The organism is Pseudaquabacterium terrae (assembly GCF_013266755.1).
Taxonomy (GTDB): Bacteria; Pseudomonadota; Gammaproteobacteria; order Burkholderiales; family Burkholderiaceae_C; genus Pseudaquabacterium; species Pseudaquabacterium terrae.
In genome coordinates this window covers 140,346-160,378 of sequence record NZ_JABRWJ010000003.1, presented here as the reverse complement: position 1 = coordinate 160,378, position 20,033 = coordinate 140,346, and the positions used below count along the sequence as shown (strand labels likewise).

The 20,033-nt window shown below is 69.1% G+C and carries 17 protein-coding genes; 14 read left to right on the top strand and 3 right to left on the bottom strand.

The window, feature by feature from the left end; translation table 11 throughout:
- Nucleotides 1-140: 140 nt before the first annotated feature.
- The 3 genes from HLB44_RS09760 to phhA form a co-directional block, all read right to left on the bottom strand.
- Nucleotides 141-1,076, bottom strand: coding sequence for a S1 family peptidase (locus HLB44_RS09760; RefSeq protein ID WP_173122396.1), 936 nt, complete (start codon nt 1,074-1,076; stop codon nt 141-143).
- 210 nt (nt 1,077-1,286) lie between these two features.
- A complete protein-coding gene (locus tag HLB44_RS09755) occupies nt 1,287-4,847 on the bottom strand; it encodes a toll/interleukin-1 receptor domain-containing protein (RefSeq protein ID WP_173122395.1) in 3,561 nt (1,186 codons plus the stop codon).
- Nucleotides 4,848-5,451: 604 nt separating this feature from the next.
- Entirely contained in the window at nt 5,452-6,363 is a 912-nt protein-coding gene (gene phhA, locus HLB44_RS09750; protein ID WP_173122394.1) for a phenylalanine 4-monooxygenase, read from the bottom strand.
- A 266-nt stretch (nt 6,364-6,629) separates the two neighbouring features.
- Between phhA and HLB44_RS09745 the strand changes: the two genes are divergently transcribed.
- The 14 genes from HLB44_RS09745 to HLB44_RS09680 all read left to right on the top strand — a co-directional run bounded on the left by HLB44_RS09745 (nt 6,630) and on the right by HLB44_RS09680 (nt 20,032).
- On the top strand, nt 6,630-7,985 hold the full coding sequence (locus HLB44_RS09745; protein ID WP_343051304.1) for a DUF4384 domain-containing protein: 1,356 nt from the start codon (nt 6,630-6,632) through the stop codon (nt 7,983-7,985).
- Nucleotides 7,986-8,061: 76 nt separating this feature from the next.
- Entirely contained in the window at nt 8,062-8,853 is a 792-nt protein-coding gene (locus HLB44_RS09740; protein ID WP_217283600.1) for a lytic transglycosylase domain-containing protein, read from the top strand.
- A gap of 8 nt (nt 8,854-8,861) precedes the next feature.
- Entirely contained in the window at nt 8,862-10,832 is a 1,971-nt protein-coding gene (locus tag HLB44_RS09735) for a flagellar biosynthesis protein FlhA (protein ID WP_217283599.1), read from the top strand.
- Complete coding sequence (sctC, locus tag HLB44_RS09730) at nt 10,832-12,820, top strand: type III secretion system outer membrane ring subunit SctC (RefSeq protein WP_173122391.1); 1,989 nt, start codon at nt 10,832-10,834, stop codon at nt 12,818-12,820. The genes HLB44_RS09735 and sctC overlap by 1 nt, the downstream gene beginning before the upstream one ends.
- Before the next feature lie 28 nt (nt 12,821-12,848).
- Nucleotides 12,849-13,970 carry a SctD/MshK family protein gene (locus HLB44_RS09725; protein ID WP_173122390.1) on the top strand — a complete coding sequence of 374 codons (1,122 nt, stop codon included), beginning with the start codon at nt 12,849-12,851 and terminating at the stop codon, nt 13,968-13,970.
- Nucleotides 13,971-14,054: 84 nt separating this feature from the next.
- Nucleotides 14,055-14,366 carry a hypothetical protein gene (locus HLB44_RS09720; protein WP_173122389.1) on the top strand — a complete coding sequence of 104 codons (312 nt, stop codon included), beginning with the start codon at nt 14,055-14,057 and terminating at the stop codon, nt 14,364-14,366.
- 27 nt (nt 14,367-14,393) lie between these two features.
- A complete protein-coding gene (locus tag HLB44_RS09715; RefSeq protein WP_173122388.1) occupies nt 14,394-14,798 on the top strand; it encodes a hypothetical protein in 405 nt (134 codons plus the stop codon).
- A gap of 2 nt (nt 14,799-14,800) precedes the next feature.
- Entirely contained in the window at nt 14,801-15,628 is an 828-nt protein-coding gene (gene sctJ, locus HLB44_RS09710) for a type III secretion system inner membrane ring lipoprotein SctJ (RefSeq protein ID WP_217283598.1), read from the top strand.
- A 1-nt stretch (nt 15,629) separates the two neighbouring features.
- Entirely contained in the window at nt 15,630-16,178 is a 549-nt protein-coding gene (locus HLB44_RS09705; RefSeq protein ID WP_173122386.1) for a hypothetical protein, read from the top strand.
- Complete coding sequence (locus HLB44_RS09700) at nt 16,175-16,786, top strand: FliH/SctL family protein (RefSeq protein ID WP_173122385.1); 612 nt, start codon at nt 16,175-16,177, stop codon at nt 16,784-16,786. The genes HLB44_RS09705 and HLB44_RS09700 overlap by 4 nt, the downstream gene beginning before the upstream one ends.
- Nucleotides 16,787-16,856: 70 nt before the next feature.
- Nucleotides 16,857-18,197 carry a FliI/YscN family ATPase gene (locus HLB44_RS09695; RefSeq protein WP_173122384.1) on the top strand — a complete coding sequence of 447 codons (1,341 nt, stop codon included), beginning with the start codon at nt 16,857-16,859 and terminating at the stop codon, nt 18,195-18,197.
- The gene (locus HLB44_RS09690; RefSeq protein ID WP_173122383.1) at nt 18,194-18,673 is read left to right on the top strand and encodes a hypothetical protein; all 480 of its coding nucleotides are present in this window, start codon (nt 18,194-18,196) and stop codon (nt 18,671-18,673) included. The genes HLB44_RS09695 and HLB44_RS09690 overlap by 4 nt, the downstream gene beginning before the upstream one ends.
- Nucleotides 18,670-19,335, top strand: a complete 666-nt coding sequence (locus tag HLB44_RS09685) for a hypothetical protein (protein WP_173122382.1) — start codon at nt 18,670-18,672, stop codon at nt 19,333-19,335. Before HLB44_RS09690 ends, HLB44_RS09685 begins: the two co-directional genes overlap by 4 nt.
- A gap of 76 nt (nt 19,336-19,411) precedes the next feature.
- Complete coding sequence (locus tag HLB44_RS09680; RefSeq protein WP_173122381.1) at nt 19,412-20,032, top strand: DUF6683 family protein; 621 nt, start codon at nt 19,412-19,414, stop codon at nt 20,030-20,032.
- The last annotated feature ends 1 nt before the right edge of the window (nt 20,033 follow it).

The following is a 20,033-nucleotide window of genomic DNA, read 5'->3' as shown; positions in this document are numbered from 1 at the left end:
GAGCTGGCGGCTGAGCCGGTACTACCAGCGAGGACTAGCCAGCAACGCATCGACGCGGCGGCTACTGGGACTAACTAACGACTTAAGGCCGCCAATCAAACCCGGAAGGAACGCGCGTCCAAGCGATTGGTAGGCGACTGCTACCAGTGCTGTACTGTCCAAGCGACGCTACCGGCATCGCGCGGAATGGCGCTGAAGGCTTCTCGTCCTTCGATCAGGCATGCGTCGAGCTGGTGCAACGAGGTCAGTCCATCACGCTCGAACGGCCATTTCGTCGGTACCGGATGTCCGAGCGCCGGCCAAAGGAGCGAGACGTATGCCGGTCCGTCGCACCCCTCGACAGATGAGCAAACCAAGCCGATGAGGTATCCCCGTTCGTCAAATACAGGGCCGCCGCTCATGGCGCCCCAGGCCGGGCAGTCCACCTCAACAACAGGCCATGAAAGCATGGCTCTGTCGCGCGACTGCGGGTAGACCTGCTGCACGCGACCCTGGCAGACGAGTACGTTGCCATGGCACGCGATCTCGCCCGGCTTGACGTCCATGCGATCACGTCGGAAGCCACAGAGCTTTAAGGTCTCGCCGATCCGCGGCGTGCGAGTTGTAAGGACCGCCTGCGAAAAGGCCCTGTCCGTCGGGAGCTCGGATGCGCACGACAGATTTAGCAGCTCGAGATCCGTCCCTCCAACCCACGTCGCGCGGTTAAGTCGCCAAAGATTCACGCGGTCGTGGAGCGGCCCAACGCAGACACAAGAAGCCTTCCCGGCCAACATTCGGTCGTAGTACGGCTTCACCACGTGATGGGCGCAGAGGGCAAGGCCTGGTGCGACCAGTACCGCGGAGCCGATCGCATCGTAGCCCTCATCAGCGGATGCGAAGTTCACCGAGAGAAGCATGCCTCGGAACACTGGCCAGCCACTCAGCCAAGCAGACCGACCGACGCTGCCGGCGATCCCGATCAAGGCCGCCTCGAACTGCAGGCTCTCTTCGGGCGCAAGCGCCCGCATCGGATCGTCGACAAACTGAGCGCCCACCCGGATCTGGCGTTGCGGAGGATCGTCAGGGTACGCTGGCATTCTGCAATTCTCCGGCGCCAGAGTGGGTGCCAGCAACAGTGCTGGCCCGGACGGGCTTCGACTCTACTCAGCTCATTCCGGATCGCTTGCCGTCCGCGATCTGAATCAATATCCAAACTACGTCGGCCTGATCCGAGCTCCGCGTTCCATCGTCAAGGCGAGTTCGCCGAACGCGACCTGCCTACCTTCCGACAGGTGCCGAAGCGCGAGTCAAGAGTCCGCTGCAGTGCCACTTATGTCGAAAAGCGCGCATTTCGGACTCCGAAGATCCTCTAGGATTAGAGCGAGTTGACGATCAGCATCATCGCCCCGGTACGCGTTCTGATCCAGCGCTGCAAGCGCCGCCTCGGCGATTGCAGCGGCTTCCTGCCTCTTGTCCGCGCAGGCTTGGACGAGCGAACGACGGCCCAGTTGGCGAACCGCATGAAGCGGATCATTGGGCCGATGTGCAAAGAGTTCAAACGCCCGCCGCCTGGCCTGCATCATCCTGAACCTGGAGAACGGTGGGGGCTGGTCCAGCAATTTCCACATTTCGTGCGTCGCATGCTCGAAATCATGCTCTCGTTGATTGGAGTTCACTCCGCAGTATGCCCGAGACGAACAATCAAACGCGGTCAATGCTCGTTCGTAGTCGCCGTGCTCCGCCAGAGCTTCACCTAGCAATTCCAAGCTCGACTCCAGGCTCGCCAAGAAGATGTCGGGCCGATCAATAGCTAGTTTCCTGAGCGGCTGTATGAAATCACTACTAAAGACAAGTACTTTGTTCAGTCCACCAAGGGTGGACGACAACTGATGATCCTCATTGTTCCGCCGTCGAAATCTGATGGATTCCCAGGACAACAAGCCGGGAGTTTCCACGAAGTGACTTGCAAGTCGATTCGCATCATCGGTGAACGCCTGGCCTTCCTCTGTACGACCCAAAGTCGGGAGTATTTGTCCCATTCTGTTCAGGCATATCGCTAGTTCCGGCAGAAACGTTTGAGGATCTAACTGGCCGAGAATTCCATATACAACCATTGCATCGCGAGCGGCTTCAAGGGCAATTTCGCCCAGCCCATGAGCCAAGAACATTGTGCTCAGGTCTTCCAAGCGGGCTGCGAGATAGGGCATGAACGCTGGCTGGCCGCTGGTCAATACGCTGCGGTAGAGATACAGCGCATCCTCCGCGAGCTTCATTGCGTCCTTGTGGGTGTTGAGGGCCAAAGCGATAGCCTCTCTGTGTCGCACGAAACCGCTTCGGCGCAGAAGGCCGCCGAGGCTTTCGTCGTCCGTTGCTTGGTAGGTGATCTCATGGATGCGAGCAGCCTCGTCGGCAGCTGAGAGGGCTTCCTGAAACAGTCCAAAGGCTGACAGCACAGTCGACCTTTGGCGAAGAATTACGGCCAGATTGGCCAGGTACTGATATGTGGTTGGTGTAGGAGAAATTGCCCGATAGCTAGCTAGGGCAGTATCGCTCGCTGCAGCAGCCTCGTCGCGCCGATCGAGATCCAACAGCCTGATTGCCAGCGACCCTTGGCAGAACGCTAGCACACCATAGATATACATGTCCGGCGAGGATTGATTGATCATTCCGAGACATATGGAAACCGCTTCTTCCAACGACGCGACGGCTTCGTCGTAGTCATGCGACTCAGCACTGCATTCAGCAGACGCCGCTAGCGCCAGAGGCAACTCGGGTAGCTTGCGATTGGGCTGGGCGAAGGCGACCTGTCTTAAGATCTCAACCGCGCGGAGAGATAAACTGGCTGCTCGCCGGGCATCTGAACTCTGCAGCATAGAGGCAAGGTTGGAGTGCAGCGCCGCAAGTTGCACTTGGCTCTCTGCAGGGTCACCATCTCTGCCAGCGTGAAGGGTTGCTTGCTTGAGGTCCAAAAGCCGTTCGGCGACTTTCACTGGTATCGAGTCGAGAAAGAGTTCCCATCCATCTAGAGCGCGATGTAGTGCTTCAAGCCCCTCCGGTGAGAGTATTGGAAGAAGTCGGTCCAGACGCTCAGTAAAGCGCATCGGCGCTCCCGTCGCAGCCCTCACGATTGCTGGTGCCCAGTTGGGAAGATGCGATCGAATTAGCTGATCGAGAAGCTGTCCGGCGGAGGCGCTTGCCTGACTCCCATGATCGTCGTGCGTCGCTCGCTCAAGGACGGTAACCAAAGTCTGGAACGCTAGGTTCACATCCGGCAGGTACTTGTGAGCGTCGCTCTCCAGCCAAGCGATACACCCCTCAAGTAGGGGTGAGTCGCCGAGCTTTGCCACCAGATGCTCGCCAATTAGATCCGGCTGCAATGGCACCAGTCCTCCTTCACCGTTGTCATACAGGCGCGTCAGGTGACTGAGCACGCGCGCCGTATCGACCGGTGCAGTCCGGTGGCCGGCGTAGTACTTGTCCTGCATGAGCAGCGCTTCAGAAGCCTGCTTGGTCGGCAAGCCTTGAAGCAAGGTGACTTGTGCCAAACCACGTTCCAAAGCGGTTCGCTCGTCCTCCTCCATTGGTCCAAGCACACGACTCCAGTGACGCCGCTCTAGGCCCAGAATTTGATCGAGCATTTTGGCGACACCCCGACTATTCTCCGACGCGTCAGCGAGCCAGAGAAGCACCCGCATCTGAATCTCGAGCGGGCTTTGAAACCGAGACGCGTCCGCGATGTCCTCGCGCAACTCCGTCGATTCTTCAAGGGATCGTGGGTGAAGGCCCTGGCTTCGTAGAGCCTTTCCGTACGCTTCGCAAGTGACTTCGAGTAGCTTTACGCGTTGGTCGAGCAAATCGAACGCCGGCATTTTCTCAACGGCTGTCCTGTCAGGATCATCGCGAAACGTCCCCTGCACCAGTTCGTTTTCATTCCGGAGTCGGTCCCACCAATCCCCAACCGTGCGAGCCAGGAGGACGATGCGGATCGGCCGTTCCCTCTTAGCCACAGGTGAAGCGAGCCACTCAACGATCTCCAGAATCTCCTCTCGGCGGCCCTCGGCGTAGTCCAAAACAAGGAGCAAGCCCGGCTCATCACCTAGCAGGATGATTTGCTCCAATGCTTGGCGATACTGCGTGCGCGTTGCCTCACCGGCGTGCGCTGGTCCTTCGACAAAGCCGGCTGCCCAGTCGTGGTTGCTTCGCAGCGTGTTAGCTACTTCGATAAGAAGGCGCGTCTTCCCCGTCCCGCCTGGTCCGTATAGGATTCGCCCGGCAGTGAAGACCGAAGAACTCAAGGCCCAGTTTAGGAATTCAGCGCGTAGCCCCGAAGCGTCGACGTAGCTGACTTGCGCATAGCGGGCCTGCAGCAATTGGCTCGGGCTAACCCTCAATAGGTCGGCAGACAACGATCCTTGCTTTGTGTCGAGCAGTCGTTGTCCGTGTTGACGCCAGTACAGTTCATGGAGCGGCAGGCGAGTTGGCAACGGTGTGCCGGCCAGGGTACGCCCAATCGCATGAAGGATCCTTTCTGTTGCCGATGCATCCTCAACATGATGAATGTTGAAGGGCTCCGGGATCTGTCGGAAATGGATCTCATCTGGGCGGACGTTGACCAACTTGTGCGCGGCAAAGGCGAGTGTCGCTTCGGCGTAAACATAGTCTGACACCAGGGCGCCGGCAGTCCATACAACAACGACGACGCGCGATCTTTCCAGTGCTGCCCGGATCTGCTTTGCGTATGAGGAGCGTGCTTCCAGCTCTTGGTCCCACCAAACAGAGCCGGGACCATACTGGCGCTCTATGGCCTCTGCCAAGTGGCGGGTGAGTTCGCGGTGGCGGGACGAGTAGCTGATGAATACTTCGTGCATAGCACCGAACCAGTTTAAAGGCCTTGGCCCTTCTGCTTGCATCGGGCCCCAAGTCAAGAGCCGCAAGCACGAATCCATCGACGCAATGTGCACCCAGCCCGGCGGCTCCGCCCTGAGGCATTTGCGGCTGACTCACAAGGCTTGCCCGAGGCTACCGTTATCGTCACCGCGAGTCTCGGCCCAGGAGGGCCGGCACGTCCACGTTCGGGTTTATCGTACCTCGTGGGATGCCACCCTTCCGCGAAAGCATGGTCGCGCGTGCACGTGGCGGCGTCAACGCTTCGGAGATCGGGAGGGCGACTCTCGCACCCTGTTTGGGATTGAATACCGCTTCGGGTCGATAGTGACCGTCAGCCGGTAGATGTCAGGCGCACGGTCTGATGCCCCGCCGCATGGTGGCCGACACTCTTGGCCTGACGACCACAGCCAGGCAAGTCGAGGGCTTGTGCGCGTATGCAACACCTGCTCACAGGCAGCGAGGGCACGCGATCACCTGTACGCGGCGGGTGTCGCACACGCCTTACCTCCGACGGACTTTCGAGCGCAGGAGCGCCGCCCAGAAGACAAAGAATCAACGACTCACGAGCGTCAGTCTCGACGCCCTTCACTTGTTCGACCCAGCTTTCGCAGCGTGATAGCTCCCATCCCCCCGCGCCACGACCCCATCACTCCCCAACACATCCCCCGGCTGATACTCGGGCCCGCTGTCCAGCTTCGCATACAGCGGCGCGAAGTCGATGTGCGCCAGCTGCAGCAGCTCGTCGAGATCGTCGATGACGAAGTAGGTTTCCTGGAAGTCGTCGATGCGGTAGTGCGTGCGCATCACCCGCTCGAGGTCGAAGCGCAGGCGGTTCGGTGATGCGCTGTCGAGCGAGAACACGCTCTCGGTGTATGACGAGGCGATGCCGGCGCCGTAGATGCGCACGCCGTCCTTCTGCTTCAGCAGGCCGAACTCGACCGTGTACCAGTACACCCGCGCCAGGTGGGCCAGCTTGCCGAGCCGCTGCGCGCGCAGGCCGCCTTGGCCATAGGCCTGGATGTAGTCGGCGATCACCGGGTTCATCAGCATCGGCACGTGGCCGAACACGTCGTGGAAGACATCCGGCTCTTCCAGGTAGTCCAGCTCGTGCGGCTTGCGGATGAAGTGGCCGGAGGGAAAGCGGCGGTTGGCCAGGTGCTCGAAGAACACGTCGTCGGGCACCAGCCCGGGCACGGCGACCACCTGCCAGCCGGTGCGCTTCATCAGCACGTCCGACAGGCGCCGGAAGTCGGGGATCTGCTCGGGGCCGATCGGCAGGTCGTGCATGCCGGCCACGAACTCGTCGCAGGCGCGGCCGGGCAGCAGCTTGGTCTGCCGCTCGAACAGCGTCTTCCAGACGCCATGCTGTTCCGGCGTGTAGCGCTCCCAGCCCTGGTCGATGGTCCAGTCGGCGCGCTGCGATTCGCCGGTGGCCAGGCCGTGGCTGGCATGCGCCGCGGCGGCTTCGCCGGATTGTTCGTTCAGCTGTCGTTGCATGCGGCGCACCTGTCGAAAGATCGATCCTCGACTGTAGCCACGCGGGCGCGCAAGCATCGTGCGCCGTGAAGGGGTGGGTTGCCGGACGACGCAGGATTCCTGCACCGGCGATTGAACCGAGCGCGCCGCCGCTGCAACTGAGGGCGGTGAGCGTGCGGCCGACCGGTCGCGCGCCGTCGCCGCGTCACCCTCGGGGAGTCCGATCCACCATGCCGTCGCGCCTTGTTCGTCCGCTGCGTGCTCTTGCGGCCCGCGCCTTGCCGGGAGTGCTCGCGCTGCTGTGCACGGGCATGTCGTCGGTCAAGGCGGCCGAGTCGGCCGCGCCGCAGCGCCTGATGAGCGATGTGCCCGCGCTGCGCCGCTGCGTCGACCACCTGCTGGCCGACTACGGCGTGCGTGACCTGGCTGTGCAGGTGGGAGAGATCGACGAGCGCGCGGCGCGCGGTGCCGGCGGCACCCGTGAGCTGATGCTGGCCGCTGCCGCCGACATCAGCGCGCGCAGCCGAGCCGTGCGCCTGCTGGCCACGCCGCGCGAGGCGGGCGCCGCGCTGGCGCCGGTGGCCTTGCGCGGCAGCCTGCGCCGCGCGGAGACGGGTGCGGGCGCCGAGTCCTTTTCGCTCGACCTGTCGCTGCAGGCGACCGACGACCAGTCGCTGCTGCCCGGCAGCGCGTCGCGCCACAGCGTCGCGCTGGCCGCGGGCCAGGCCGAGCTGGTCAAGTTCGGCACGCGGCTGAGCCTGCCGGCCAGCGGCGCCGAAGGGCCGGCGACCGCGCTGCGCCTGCTGGCCGATGTCGCCGCCATCGAGCTGGTCGGCCGCCTCGCCAAGGTGCCGTACTGGAGCTGCTTCGGCGCCGGCCTGGCCGAGCCGGCGGTCGCGGCCGAGGTGCAGGACTGGTACGACACGATGGCCACCCGGCCGTCGCAGCTGATCGCGTGGTTCCAGCAGCAGCTGCGCATGCGGCGCATCTACGACGGCCCGGCCGACGGCGAGGTCAGCGCGGCGTTGAAGGATGCCGTGGGGCGCTACCGCGAGCGGCTGGGCCTGTCGCGCGAGCCGAAGCTGTCGATCGACTTCTTCCATGCCTACCTGGCCACCGACCACCGCGCGCTGGGTGAACCGCTGCCGGCGCGCGAACCGGCGAGCACGCCGCCGCCGCAGAAGCCACAGCAGGTACCGCCGCAGACAGCGCCGCAGACGCCGCTGGAGGTGCGCATCGCGACGCCGAACGCCGGCGGCTTCAACCGCGGCGAGGCCGTGCGCCTGAGCGTGCGCCCGAACCGCGACGCGCATGTCTACTGCTTCCTGCAGGACGAGCAGCGCCAGATCACGCGCTTCTTCCCGAACCGCTTCCAGCGCGACTCGCGCGTCAGCGCCCAGGCCGGCGTGCAGCTGCCGGGCGCGATGCGCTTCGAGATCACGATGAACCCGCGCGGCACGCCCGAGATGGTGACCTGCTTCGGCACCGAGCGCGACGTGCTGGCCGCGCTGCCGGGCGAGCTGTCGGGCGCGGACTTCGCCGCCTTGCCGCTGAGCTCGTTCGAGCAGCTGCGCCAGGCCTTCGCGGCCGTGACGAATGGCACGCTGGCGCAGGAATCCTTCCTGATTCGCGCCCGCCGCTAGCCCTTGGCTTGAACGGGCTGCGCGGGCCGCGCAACCCAGCCCGGTCCCTCAAGCCCTTTGAGCACCGGAGCGCAGGATGTCCCTCAGACCCCCGAAGACGAGCACGGCCCGCCAGCTGCTGGCGCTGGCCGTGATCGCCTGCAGCGCCGGCGCCGCCGCCCAGCCGTGCACCGGTGCGCTGCCGGCGCCCGGTGCCTCCGCAGCGGACCCGTCAGCCCGCTTTCGCCTGATCGCGCAGCAGTGCCCGGGCCTGGTCGACAGCGGCGGCAGCGCCCGCGCGGCCGAGCAGCTGCTGATGTTCGACCGCGCGACGACCGTCGCGTTGTCGCTGCAGGACGCACCCGCTCAGGCGACGCTGGCGATGGCCGCGCTGCCGCCCAGCCGCGCGCCGCAGGCACCACTCGGCCGCGACGGCGAGCGCATCGTCGCGCTCGCGCCGGCGCTGGTGGATGCCGCCCGCGCGCACCAGCTCGACCCGCTGCTGCTGCACGCCATCGCGCACATCGAATCGCGCCACAACCCGCAGGCGGTCTCGCCGGCCGGTGCGCGCGGGCTGATGCAGGTGATGCCGGCCACGGCCGAGCGCTTCGGCGTGCGCAATGCCGAGCGCACGCTGCATGACACGCAAACCAACCTGCGCGCCAGCGCCGCGCTGCTGCGCACGCTGCAGGGCCGCTATGGCGCCGACCTGCGCCTCGTGCTCGCCGCCTACAACGCCGGCGAAGGCGCGGTCGCCAAACACGGCAACGACGTGCCGCCGTATCCCGAGACGCAGGCCTACGTGCGCGACGTGTCGGCGATCTACCGCCGGCTGAAGGACGAATTCCGCGTCTCCGCCGCTGGCGAGCTCGTGGCCAAGGGGTACTGACCGTGACCATGTCCGCCTACTTCCGCAGCGCCGGCAGCGTGCGCGAGGGCCTGCTCGCGCGCTACAGCGACCTGGTGATGGTCGCCGGCGTCATCGCCATCGTCGCGATGATGGTGCTGCCGCTGCCGATCTGGCTGATCGACCTGCTGGTGGCCTTCAACATCGCCTCGGGCATCCTGCTGCTGCTGCTGGGCATCTACATCCAGTCGCCGCTGGAGTTCTCGGTATTCCCCAGCGTGCTGCTGATGACCACGCTGTTCAGGCTGTCGCTGTCGATCGCCACCACGCGCCTGATCCTGCTGCAGGGCCACGCCGGCGACATCATCGACACCTTCGGCAAGGTCGTCGCCGGCGGCAACCTGGTGGTCGGCCTGGTCGTCTTCCTGATCATCACGGTGGTGCAGTTCATCGTGATCGCCAAGGGCGCCGAGCGCGTCGCCGAGGTCGCCGCGCGCTTCTCGCTCGATGCGATGCCGGGCAAGCAGATGTCGATCGACTCCGACCTGCGCGCCGGCCTGATCGACAAGGACGAGGCCAAGCGCCGCCGCCGCGCGCTGGAGCTGGAAAGCAAGCTGCACGGCAGCCTCGACGGCGCGATGAAGTTCGTCAAGGGCGACGCGATCGCCGGCATCGTGATCATCGTGATCAACCTGCTCGGCGGGCTGGCGATCGGCGTGATGATGCAGGACCTGGACGTCGGCAGCGCGCTGACGAAGTACTCCATCCTGACCATCGGCGAAGGCATGGTGGCGCAGATCCCGGCGCTGCTCGGCGCGATGGCCGCCGGCCTGATCGTCACCCGCACCGCCGACGAAGAGGACAAGCACCTCGGCGATTCGGTGCGCAAGCAATTGACCGCCAAGCCGCGCGTGCTGATCGTCGCCGGCGGCATCTGCGTGCTGATGGGCCTGGTGCCGGGTTTTCCGACCACCGTGTTTCTGCTGCTGGCGCTGGCCATCGCCGGCACCGGCCTGCTGATGACGCCGGCCTGCCGCGACTGGCTGCATGCGCGGCGCCACCCCGCGATGCGCGGGCTGGTGAAACGGCTCGACGTGCCGCAGCAGGTCACGCAGACGGCGCTGCCGCAGGCGCGGCCTGCCGTGCCGCTGCTGCTGCGCGTGCCGGCGGCCCTGCTGGCGGCTGAGCAGGGGCGCACGCTGACGCCGGCGCTGGAACAGGTGCTGGAGGAGTTCCAGCTCGGCCTCGGCCTGGCGCTGCCGCGCATCCACGTGCACGGCCAGCCGGGCGCCGCCGACGCCGGCCGCTGGGAGCTGCTGGCCTTCGAAGTGCCGATCGCGCACGGTCGCCTGCCCGAGGGCGTGTTCGACGCGGCCAGCGCGCTGGGTGAGCCGGTCAAACAGGCGCTGCGCCGCCACGCGCCGCTGTTCCTCGGCATGCAGGACACGACGAACCTGCTGACGCGCGCCTCGGTCGATGCGCCCGACGTCGTCAAGGAAGTGCTGCGCGCGCTGCCGGTGCAGCGCGTGGCCGACGTGCTGCGCAGGCTGGTCGGCGAGGCGGTGTCGATCCGCAACCTGCGCGACATCCTCGAGGCGCTGTCCGAAGCCGGCCAGCGCGACAAGGATGCGCACGCGCTGACCGAATTCGCGCGCATTGCGCTCAAGCGCCAGATCTGCCACCGCGTCGCGCCCGACGGCCGGCTGCCGGTGCTGATGCTGGAGCCGGCGCTCGAAGACCTGCTGCGCCAGGCGGTGCGCGTGACCGGCGGCGTCGCGCAGCTGGCGCTCGAGCCCGAGGCCGCGCGGCGCATCGCCGAGCGTATCGCCGCCTGCGTCACTGAGCGCGGCCCGCGCGCGCTGGTCACTGCCATCGACGTGCGCTGGCATCTGCGCAAGCTGATCGAGCCGGAGTGTTTCGACACGCCGGTGCTGTCGTACCACGAGCTGATGCCGACGCTCGAGCTCGACATCCTCGAACGCATCGACGTGCCCTCGGCGCCGATGCTGAAAGCTCAATGATGAACAACGCCACCATCTTCCGCGTGCTGCGCGACATCGCCACCCTGGTGACGCTCGTCGCCGGCGCGCTCACCGTGCTGGCCTTCACCGCCGCAACTGCCCACGCCGGCCCGCTGCCCAATGGCCAGCGCAATGTGTCGATCACCGCGCGCGAGCAGCCGATCGGCGCCTTCCTGCAGAACCTGTTCGCCGCGGTCGACGTGCCGGTGGCCGTCGGCCCGGGGCTGACCGGTGCGGTCAACGGCAGTTTCAACGGCCCGGCGGAGAAGGTGCTGCGCGATGTCGCGCGCGTCTACAACCTGGTCACCTACTTCGACGGCGCGGTGATGCACGTGGTGCCGGCGTCGGACCTGGTGCGCAAGAGCTTCAACGCGTCACCGTCGGCGGCCGAACGCCTGCTGCGCGAGGCGGGCGAACAAGGACTGCCCGATGCGCGCAACACCTTGCGCCGCGGCGGCGAGGGCCAGCTGCTGGCGGTCGGAACGAAGCGTTTCGTCGAGCAGGTCGACGAGATGGTGCGCGCCGCGCAAGTCGCGCCCGCGGCCGCGGCGCCCAACGCCGGCGCGATGGACTTCCGCGTCTTCTACCTGCGCTACGCCTGGGCGCAAGACCAGACGATGACCTTCGGCGGCAAGCAGGTCGTGCTGCCGGGCGTGGCGTCGATCCTGCGCTCGTTGGTCGGCGGGCGGTCAGGTGCGCCGCTGGGCCAGGAGGTGCTGCTGAAACCCACGCAGCCGAGCCTGCGCGGCCAGGGGCTGGCGGGGCAGGGCGCATCGGTCAAGACCAGCGGTTCGCGCGAAAGCGCGGCCGACCTGCTGGTCGCCGCGCTGGCCCGCACCGCGCAGCCCGCCGAAGGTCCGCCGGCAACGATCGCGCCGGACGCCAACCCGATCCGCATCGAAGCGGACCAGCGCCTGAACGCGGTGATCGTGCGTGACCTTGCCGATCGCCTGCCGCGTTATGAACAGCTGATCGCCGCGCTCGATGTCGAGCCGCAGTCGCTGGAGATCGAGGCGACGATCATCGACGTCAACACCGACCGGCTGCGCGAGCTGGGCATCGACTGGCGCTGGAACAACGCCGGCCAGTCGGTCGGCTTCGGTGGCAGCGTGCCGCCGATCGGCGCCGGCGGCGTGATCACCGCGGTGCTCGGCTCGGTCGGCCAGTTCGTCTCGCGCATTCGCGCGCTGCAGGCCGAAGGTGCGGCGCGCGTCGTCTCCAGCCCGCAGGTGGTGACGCTGTCCAACGTCGAGGCCGTGTTCGACAACAGCTCGACCTTCTTCGTGCGTGTCGCCGGCAAGGACGAGGTCGACCTCTTCAACGTCAGCGCCGGCACCTCGCTGCGCGTGACGCCGCACGTCTTCAAGGACCGCGAAGGCGCGCGCATCAAGCTGATGGTCAACGTCGAGGACGGCAACATCACCGGCCGCACCGTCGACCAGATCCCGGTGGTCGAGCGCTCGACGATCAATACGCAGGCGCTGATCATGGAAGGCGAGAGCCTGTTGATCGGCGGCATGACGCGCGACGTCACCTCGTCGAGCACCGACAAGGTGCCCGGGCTGGGCGATATCCCCCTGGTCGGCAACCTGTTCAAGAACAGCAAGAGCAACAGCTCGCGCATCGAGCGCATGTTCCTGATCACGCCCCGCCTGGCCGCCTCGCGTCCGGGCAGCGGCGGTGCCGCCGTGCCGCGCGCCGCGCCGGCGCAGGCCGCGCCGGGGCTGCCGACGGCGCCCCCGGCACCGATGCCGGCGCAGCCGCCGGCCGTGCTGCAGGCCGCCGCGCCGAAGCCGACCGCGCCGCAGGCGGCGCCCGCCACCTACGCGCCGCAGGCGGCGCCCGCCACCTACGCACCGCAGGCGGCGCCCGCCGTCTACACGCCGCCGGCGCGCGGCTCGGTCGTGCTCGACCTCGACGCGATGCCGACCCGCCAGCAGGTCGCCAACACCGGCCCGCGCGCATCGACCCGCACCACCACACCTTGATCACCCCTCGAACGGAACGCCGATCACCATGGACCGCGACCCGCTGATGCTCGATTCGCTGCAGGCCCTTGAACTGCGTGTGCTCGAAGGGCCGCAGGCCGGCGCACGCGCGCCGCTGGCCGCCGGCCGCGCGACCGTGATCGCCGCTGGCGGCTCGGCCGAGGCCGACATCGTGCTGCGCGACGACGCCGGCGCGGCCCGGCTGCGCATCACCGCCGACATCGCGCACGCGCTGGTCGAGGTGATCGAAGGGGAATTGCGGCTCGGCGACCAGGTGCTCGCCGCCGGCGCCCACGCAGGCTGGGCCCGGCATGCACCCTTGCGCATCGGCGACACGGTGCTGGCCTTCGGCCTGGCCTGCGAGGACGAGTGGCCGGCACCGGGCGAGGCGAGCGCTGCCGTGTCGACGACCGCCTCCGCCGCGGTTGATGGCGCCCAAAAGACGCGGCCGCTGCGCCGCCGCGCCGAGGCCTGGCTCGCCGCCACCGGCGCTGCGGTGCTGCTGGCCTGCGGCGGCACGCTGTGGATGGCGCACGTCGCCGCGGCGCCGCAGCCGCAGGCCGTGCTCACCGCTGCCGCCTTGGCCGATGCCCTGAAGGCGGGAGAGTTCGCGCCGCTCGACGCCGCCACGCTGCCCGACGGCAAGCCCGTGCTGCGCGGCCGCCTCGCCGACGCGGCGCAGCGCGCGCGCCTGGAGGCCTGGCTCGCGGCACGGCAGTGGACGCCGGCGCTGGACCTGCTGGTCGACGATCAGATCGCGCGCGAGATCGCCGAGGTCTTCCGCGTCAACGGCATCGCCGCGCAGGTGAAACCCGAAGGCGCTGGCCGCTTCGCTGGCGAGGTGGCCGAGCGGGATGCCGAGCGCCTCGGCCGTGCCGAGGACGTCGTGCGGCGCGACGTGCGCGGCCTGCAGAGGCTTGTTCTGCGCAACACCGCGACGCCACTGCCGCTGCCCACGCCGCCGGTGGTCGACGACCCGAACAAGCGCATCGCCTCGCTGGTGCCGGGCGATCCGGCCTACGTCGTCACGGTCGACGGCGCGCGCTATTTCGTCGGCGCGCTGCTGCCCTCGGGCCACCGCATCGCGCAGATCGCCGCGCAGCGCGTCGTGCTGGAACGCGACGGCCGCCAAACCAACTTGAACTTCTGAATCGAGACCCGCAACCCATGCCCCGTGCATGAATCCTTCGGCCGCCTCGGGAACGGCCTTCGCAACCCCAGGAGCCTTTCCATCATGAGCAGCACTTCACTCAACACCCTGTCTCTCCTCGCCACGACGCCGCTGTCGCAAAGCAAGGGCAGCAGCGCTTCCGGCAGCGGCAGCTTCTTCGAAGCGATGGCCCGCGCCTGGGGCCAGGCACTGGACAGCCAAGCCAACCTGATCCAGCAGAAATCCGACGCGGTGGCAGCCGGCGGCAGCGACAACCCGTCGGCGCTGACCGAGCTGACGACCGAGTCGCTGCGCATGAGCTTCCTGTCGAACAGCTCCAGCACGTCGATCTCGTCCGTGGGCCAGGCCCTCGAGACGATGGCGCGCAAGGGCTGACGGCCACCGCAACGCAGGAGACGCGACATGTCGTTCGAGATTGCCGCTGCGGCGGCCCTGGGTCCCTCCGCCGCGGGCGCGGCCAGCGCGGCTTCGCCCGTGCAGGTCGGCTACGGCGTGTCGCTCACCGACATCGGCAGCTTCCAGCAGGCGCTGGCCGGCGCGCAGGCGCGGCTGGAAGCGCAGCCGGTGCAGCCCACCTCCGAGGTGAGCAAGCAGCTGATGACGCCCTTCGAGCACATCAACAGCGAGGCCGCGAAGCTGTCGTCGCAGGCGCAGGCCGCGACGGCCGGCGGCCGCGACATGAGCCCCAGCGACGTGGTGCTGCTGACGATGCGCTGCCAGGAGTTCATGTTCCATTGCCAGCTGACGTCGAACATCGCGAACCGCACATCCGACGGCCTGCAGCAACTCTTCCGCCAGCAGGCATGACCATGAAATCCACTCGACTGCTCCTGTGCGCACTGGCCATCCTCGCCGGCTGCTCCAGCCAGGAGCTGTATTCGCAGCTCACCGAACGCCAGGCCAACGAGATGGTCGCGGTGCTGCGCGGCGCCGGCATCGATGCCGACAAGAAGGTGCAGGACGGCCGCTTCTCGGTGCTGACCTCACGCAGCGATTTCTCCGATGCCGTGCGCCTGCTCAACGCGCAGGGTTATCCGCGCGAGAGCTTCGACAGCATGGGCAAGGTCTTCAAGCGCGAGGGCTTCGTGTCGTCGCCGCTCGAAGAGCGCGCGCGGCTGGTGCATGCGCTGTCGCAGGAGATCTCGAACACGCTGGCCAGCATCGACGGCGTGGTCGCCGCGCGGGTGCACCTGGTGGTGCCCGAGCGCCATCCGCTGATGGACAAGCCGCAGCCGGCCGCCGCATCGGTCTTCATCAAGCACCGGCCCGACAAGGACCTGCGGCCGCAGGTCACGCAGATCAAGGCGCTGGTCGTCAACAGCCTCGAAGGCCTGTCCTACGACCACGTCACCGTGGCGCTGTTTCCGGCCGAAGGCATGCCGGTCGAGACGCCGCGCGTGATGGCCGCGGGGCCGGGGGCGCGCGAGGCCTCGCTGAAGGTGCCGCTGCTGCTGGGCGCGACGACGGGCGGCGCGGTGCTGCTCGGCAGTGCGCTGCTGTGGTGGCGCCGGCGCAATGTTCCGCGCGCACCGGTGCCCGCGCTGCTGCGCGCCTTGCCGGCCCCCGATACGGACATGACGCGGCCGCTGCCGGCCGATTTCCAGGCGGCGCTGCGGCGCCACACGACGGTGAGATGAGATGAGCACGACGATGACCCCTTCCGCGGCAGAAGCCGCGACCCGCCTGGCCACCGCCGCGCTGCGGCACCGCCGCGCCACGCTCGCGCAGCGCCTGATGGACCTGGCGCCCGCCGCCGTCGAGGCCGTCGACTGGGATGCGCTGGACCGGGCACCGGACTGGCTGGCGCTGCCCGATGCTGCGTTCCTGATCCTGCAGGCGCGCCTCGGGGCGCTGCTGCACCTGCCGGCGATGCGCCTGTGGATCGACGGCCCGCGGCTCGTCGCCGCGCGCGCGCTGTTGGGCGAAGCGGTGTTCGGCGATTTGCTGCTGCAGCCCGAATCGGCGATGCCGTTCGGCCTCACGCCGTTGGCGCGCATCGAGTCGGCGGCGCAGGTCGGCCCACGGCTGCGCGCGGCCGGCGTCGCGGTGTTGCTGGCGGCGTTGCCGCAGGGCGCGCTGCGCGACGCGGTGTGCCGCGCACTGGCGCCAGTCGAACCCGCGCGCATGACGCCGGAGCTGGCCGAGACGCTGATCGTTCGCGCCCGCGCGCTGGGGCAGGGCGCATGAGTTTTCTCTGGTGGCAGCGCGGCGGCGAGGCGCGCATCGCGTGCGATCGGCTCGTGCTGCGCGCGGCCGAGGTGCCGCTGCTGCAGCATGCGCTGGCGTTGCGCGACACGCTGGAACGCCGGCGCGACGAACAGGTGCAGGCGATCACCGACGCGATCGAGACCGGCCGCGCCGAAGGCCACGCGGCCGGCCTGGCCGAGGGCCGGCGCGCTGCAGCGCAGGAGCTGGCCGATGCGCTGGTCCGCGTCGCCGGCGAGACCCAGGCCGAACGCACGCGCCAGCGCGCCGACACCGCCGCGCTCGCGCTGCAGGTGGTGCGCAAGCTGCTGGGCGCATTCGCCGACGACGCGGTGCTGCTGGCGCTGGCCGCCACCGCTGCCGCCGAGCTACTGCCCGGCGCGCTGCCGGCGCTGGTCGTGCATCCGCAGCAGGCCGACGCGCTGCGTGCACGCCTGGCCGACGCGGCGCAAGGCGAGGGCGCACCGCTCTTCGAGGTGCGCGCCGATCCGCAATGCGCACCCGACGGCTGCCGGCTGGAGACCGAACACGGCAGCGTCGACGTCGCGCTCGAGGCGCAACTCGCGCGCCTGGCCGAGGTGTGGACATGAGCCACGCGCGGCCGCCCGGAGCGGCTCATTCCCGCTCGGCGGGACCGGCCGCAGGCTGTAGGGTGCACCAATGAGCGAAGTCGCCATCGACACCACCCAGCGCCTGCTGCGCACGTTGCAGGCCACGCGCACGGTGGTCGAGCACGGCCGCGTCGTGCAGGCCGGCGGCACGGTGCTGCGCGCCACGGGCTTGCGCGCGCGCATCGGGCATCAGTGCCGCATCGTCGACCCGGCGCGGCCGGACGACATCAGCGATCCGCTATTGGCCGAAGTGATCGGCTTCGCCGGACCCGAGGTGATCCTCGCGCCCTACGGCCCGCTGCAGGGCGTGGCCGTCGGTGCCGCGGTGCAGGCGCTGGCCGACGAGGCGCGTGTGCCCTGCGGGCCGGCGCTGCTCGGCCGCGTCATAGACGCCTTCGGCCGGCCGCTGGATGGCCGCCCGCTCGAGCCCGGGCCGGACCTGATGCACACACCGCTGTACGCGCCGGCGCCGCCGCCGCTGCAGCGCCGCGGCGTCGACGATCCGCTGCCGACGGGGGTGCGCGCGATCGATGCCGCGCTGACGGTGGGCATCGGCCAGCGCATCGGCATCTTCGCGATGGCCGGCGGCGGCAAGTCCACGCTGCTGGGCATGCTGGCGCGGCAGGCCGAGGCCGACGTCAACGTCATCGCGCTGGTCGGCGAACGCGGCCGCGAGGTGCGTGAATTCATCGACGAGAGCCTCGGCGAGCAGGGGCTCGCGCGCTCGGTGGTCGTGGTCTCGACCTCGGACCGGCCGGCGCTGGAGCGCGTGCGCGCCGCGATCGCCGCGACGGCCATCGCCGAAGGCTTTCGCGCACAGGGCAAGCGTGTGCTGCTGCTGGTCGACTCGGTGACGCGCTTCGCGCGGGGCTTGCGCGAGCTGGGGCTGTCGGCGATGGAGCCGCCGGTGCGGCGCGGTTATCCGCCGTCGGTCTTCGCCGAGCTGCCGCGCCTGTTCGAGCGCGCCGGCAACGACGCGCACGGCTCGATCACCGCGTTCTACACCGTGCTGGCCGAGGACGACGACAACAGCGACCCGGTGGCCGAGGAGGTGCGCTCGATCCTCGACGGCCACATCGTGCTGTCGCGCGCGCTGGCCCAGGCCCACCACTATCCGGCGATCGACGTGCTGGGCAGCGCGAGCCGCGTCTTCACGCGCGTCGCCGCGCCAGCGCACCGGCAGGCTGCGTCGCGGCTGCGTGCGCTGATGGCGCGGCATGCCGAGGTCGAGTTCCTGCTGCGCGTCGGCGAGTACCAGGCCGGCAGCGACCCGCTGGCCGACCAGGCGATCGAGCGCATGCCGGCGATCAAGGCGCTGCTGACGCAAGGCTCGGACGAGGCGACGGTGTTCGGCGAGACGATCGCGGCGCTGCAGCAGGTGGCAGAGTGACCGCCCGTCTGCCCAGCCCGGGAGAGGCGCAGCAGCTGGTGCGGCTGCGCGCGCTGCGCGTGCAGCGCTCGCGTGATGCGTTCACCGCCGCGTCGGCCGCCGTCGTCGACGCCGAGCAGGCGGTGCACGAGCGGCAGCGCCTGATCGACCGCGTGCGGCGCGAGATCGACGCGCTGGGCGAATCGGTGGCACACGGGTTCGACGGGCAGCTCGCGCGCTGGTCGCAGCACCTGGTCGCACAGCGCGACAAGCTGGCCGATCGGCTGGAACGCGCCGAGTACGCATTGGTTGGCGATGAGCGCAAGCTCGAGGAAGCCCAGGAGGCCGCGGCGCAGGCGCGCGCCGAGCTGACCCGCGCGCTGGCACGCGAGGACGCCGTGCGCGGCCTGCACGGCGAGGCGAAACGCGCGGTCGGCCGGGCGCGCGAGCAGCGTGCCGAGCTCGAGCAGGAAGACCTGCGCGTGGTGGCGCGATGAAGCTGGGCGCCGCCGCGGCCGCGCCGGCAGCAGGAGATTGCGCGCTGCCGCCACCGGCGTCTGCGCCGGCCGGACCCGCGGACGAAGGACGCGGTCAGGCGCTGCAACGTCCCGCGACGTCGGCGACGACGGGCCGGCTCGGCGAACAGTTTGCACGGGCGCTGCTGCAGCAAGCCGGGGCCGACGAGCCAGCGACGCCGACGGCCGAGGCCACCACGCCGGCAGGCCTGCTGGCCTGGCCGCCGGCCACGCCGCACGCGCCGCCGCTGGCCGCCGCGCCCACCACGCCGGCCGTGAGCGCCGGCGGCGATCAGGCCGCTGCCGCATGCGCGGCCCAGGCCGCGGCGCAAACCCGTGACGCCGCGGCGTGCACGCCCATCGTCGTGACGCCCACGGACGCCGGCACTGTCTGGGAGCTCTCGCTGAACGACCCCGACGGCCTCGCGCTGTCGCTGCGCGCCGAGCGCGTGGTCGCGCCGCAGCCCGCCGGCGCAGCGCCGGCACCGTGGACGCTGGCCATCACCACCCCCACTGCCGAGGCGGCAGCCGCGCTGCGGCAGCACGCGCCGCGGCTGGCCGACCGCCTCGCGGCGCGCGCACTGGCGCCCGCGCACCTGCGCATCGCTGACCAGCGCCCGGCGTGCGACGGGCACGCCGATTGAACCCGGCGCGCGCCGGCTGCAACACAGCGCGGACCGGCCCGGCGTCTCGCCGCCGGCCTCACCCGGAGTGTTTCGCATGAACCGACCGACCCCGCCCGATCTCACGCAGCGCCTGCGCGAGGCCATCGCCACCTCGCTGCGTGCGCTGCACGCGGTGGGTGTCAGCGAGGCGCCGCTGACGGTGCCGCGCGCGGCGTCGCCGCTGGCCCCGGGCCAGTTGGCCGCCACGCATCCGGGTCCGGCGCGCGAGCGCCTGGAGCTCGCCGCGCTGTACCAGCGCTGCCTGCGCCACTATCGCAGCGTCGTGCGGTCCGGCGACACGGCGGCGGCGGACGACGACGTCGGTGCCGCGCTGGCGCACTTCGTCGCCGCCAACCTGCACGCACTGCACGGCACCGAATCGCCGCCCGAGGCGCTGCCGGCGCTGAGCCACCAGCTGGTCGCGATCGTGCGCGGCAGCCCCGCCTGGCAGCGGGCGCCGCTGCGCGAGCGCCAGGCCTATGCCGAACAGCTGGCGATCCTGTCGGTGCTGATGACCGACCTCGCCGCGCGCGCACGCCGCGACGGCGCGGCCGCCATGGCGCACGTGAAGCAGGGCGCCGCCAACTACCTGCGCCAGCTGCTCGGTCTGGACCCGCATGCGCTGACACTCGATGTGAGCGGCCTCACGCTGCGCGACACCGCGCTCGCGGCCTGAC

What these genes read in the sequence shown, in the direction of transcription:
- HLB44_RS09760 (WP_173122396.1), bottom strand. Translation starts at nt 1,076, where the DNA reads ATGCCAGCGTACCCTGACGATCCTCCGCAACGCCAGATCCGGGTGGGC.
- HLB44_RS09755 (WP_173122395.1), bottom strand. Translation starts at nt 4,847, where the DNA reads ATGCACGAAGTATTCATCAGCTACTCGTCCCGCCACCGCGAACTCACC.
- phhA (WP_173122394.1), bottom strand. Translation starts at nt 6,363, where the DNA reads ATGCAACGACAGCTGAACGAACAATCCGGCGAAGCCGCCGCGGCGCAT.
- HLB44_RS09740 (WP_217283600.1), top strand. Translation starts at nt 8,062, where the DNA reads ATGTCCCTCAGACCCCCGAAGACGAGCACGGCCCGCCAGCTGCTGGCG.
- HLB44_RS09735 (WP_217283599.1), top strand. Translation starts at nt 8,862, where the DNA reads ATGTCCGCCTACTTCCGCAGCGCCGGCAGCGTGCGCGAGGGCCTGCTC.
- sctC (WP_173122391.1), top strand. Translation starts at nt 10,832, where the DNA reads ATGAACAACGCCACCATCTTCCGCGTGCTGCGCGACATCGCCACCCTG.
- HLB44_RS09725 (WP_173122390.1), top strand. Translation starts at nt 12,849, where the DNA reads ATGGACCGCGACCCGCTGATGCTCGATTCGCTGCAGGCCCTTGAACTG.
- HLB44_RS09720 (WP_173122389.1), top strand. Translation starts at nt 14,055, where the DNA reads ATGAGCAGCACTTCACTCAACACCCTGTCTCTCCTCGCCACGACGCCG.
- HLB44_RS09715 (WP_173122388.1), top strand. Translation starts at nt 14,394, where the DNA reads ATGTCGTTCGAGATTGCCGCTGCGGCGGCCCTGGGTCCCTCCGCCGCG.
- sctJ (WP_217283598.1), top strand. Translation starts at nt 14,801, where the DNA reads ATGAAATCCACTCGACTGCTCCTGTGCGCACTGGCCATCCTCGCCGGC.
- HLB44_RS09705 (WP_173122386.1), top strand. Translation starts at nt 15,630, where the DNA reads ATGAGCACGACGATGACCCCTTCCGCGGCAGAAGCCGCGACCCGCCTG.
- HLB44_RS09700 (WP_173122385.1), top strand. Translation starts at nt 16,175, where the DNA reads ATGAGTTTTCTCTGGTGGCAGCGCGGCGGCGAGGCGCGCATCGCGTGC.
- HLB44_RS09695 (WP_173122384.1), top strand. Translation starts at nt 16,857, where the DNA reads ATGAGCGAAGTCGCCATCGACACCACCCAGCGCCTGCTGCGCACGTTG.
- HLB44_RS09685 (WP_173122382.1), top strand. Translation starts at nt 18,670, where the DNA reads ATGAAGCTGGGCGCCGCCGCGGCCGCGCCGGCAGCAGGAGATTGCGCG.
- HLB44_RS09680 (WP_173122381.1), top strand. Translation starts at nt 19,412, where the DNA reads ATGAACCGACCGACCCCGCCCGATCTCACGCAGCGCCTGCGCGAGGCC.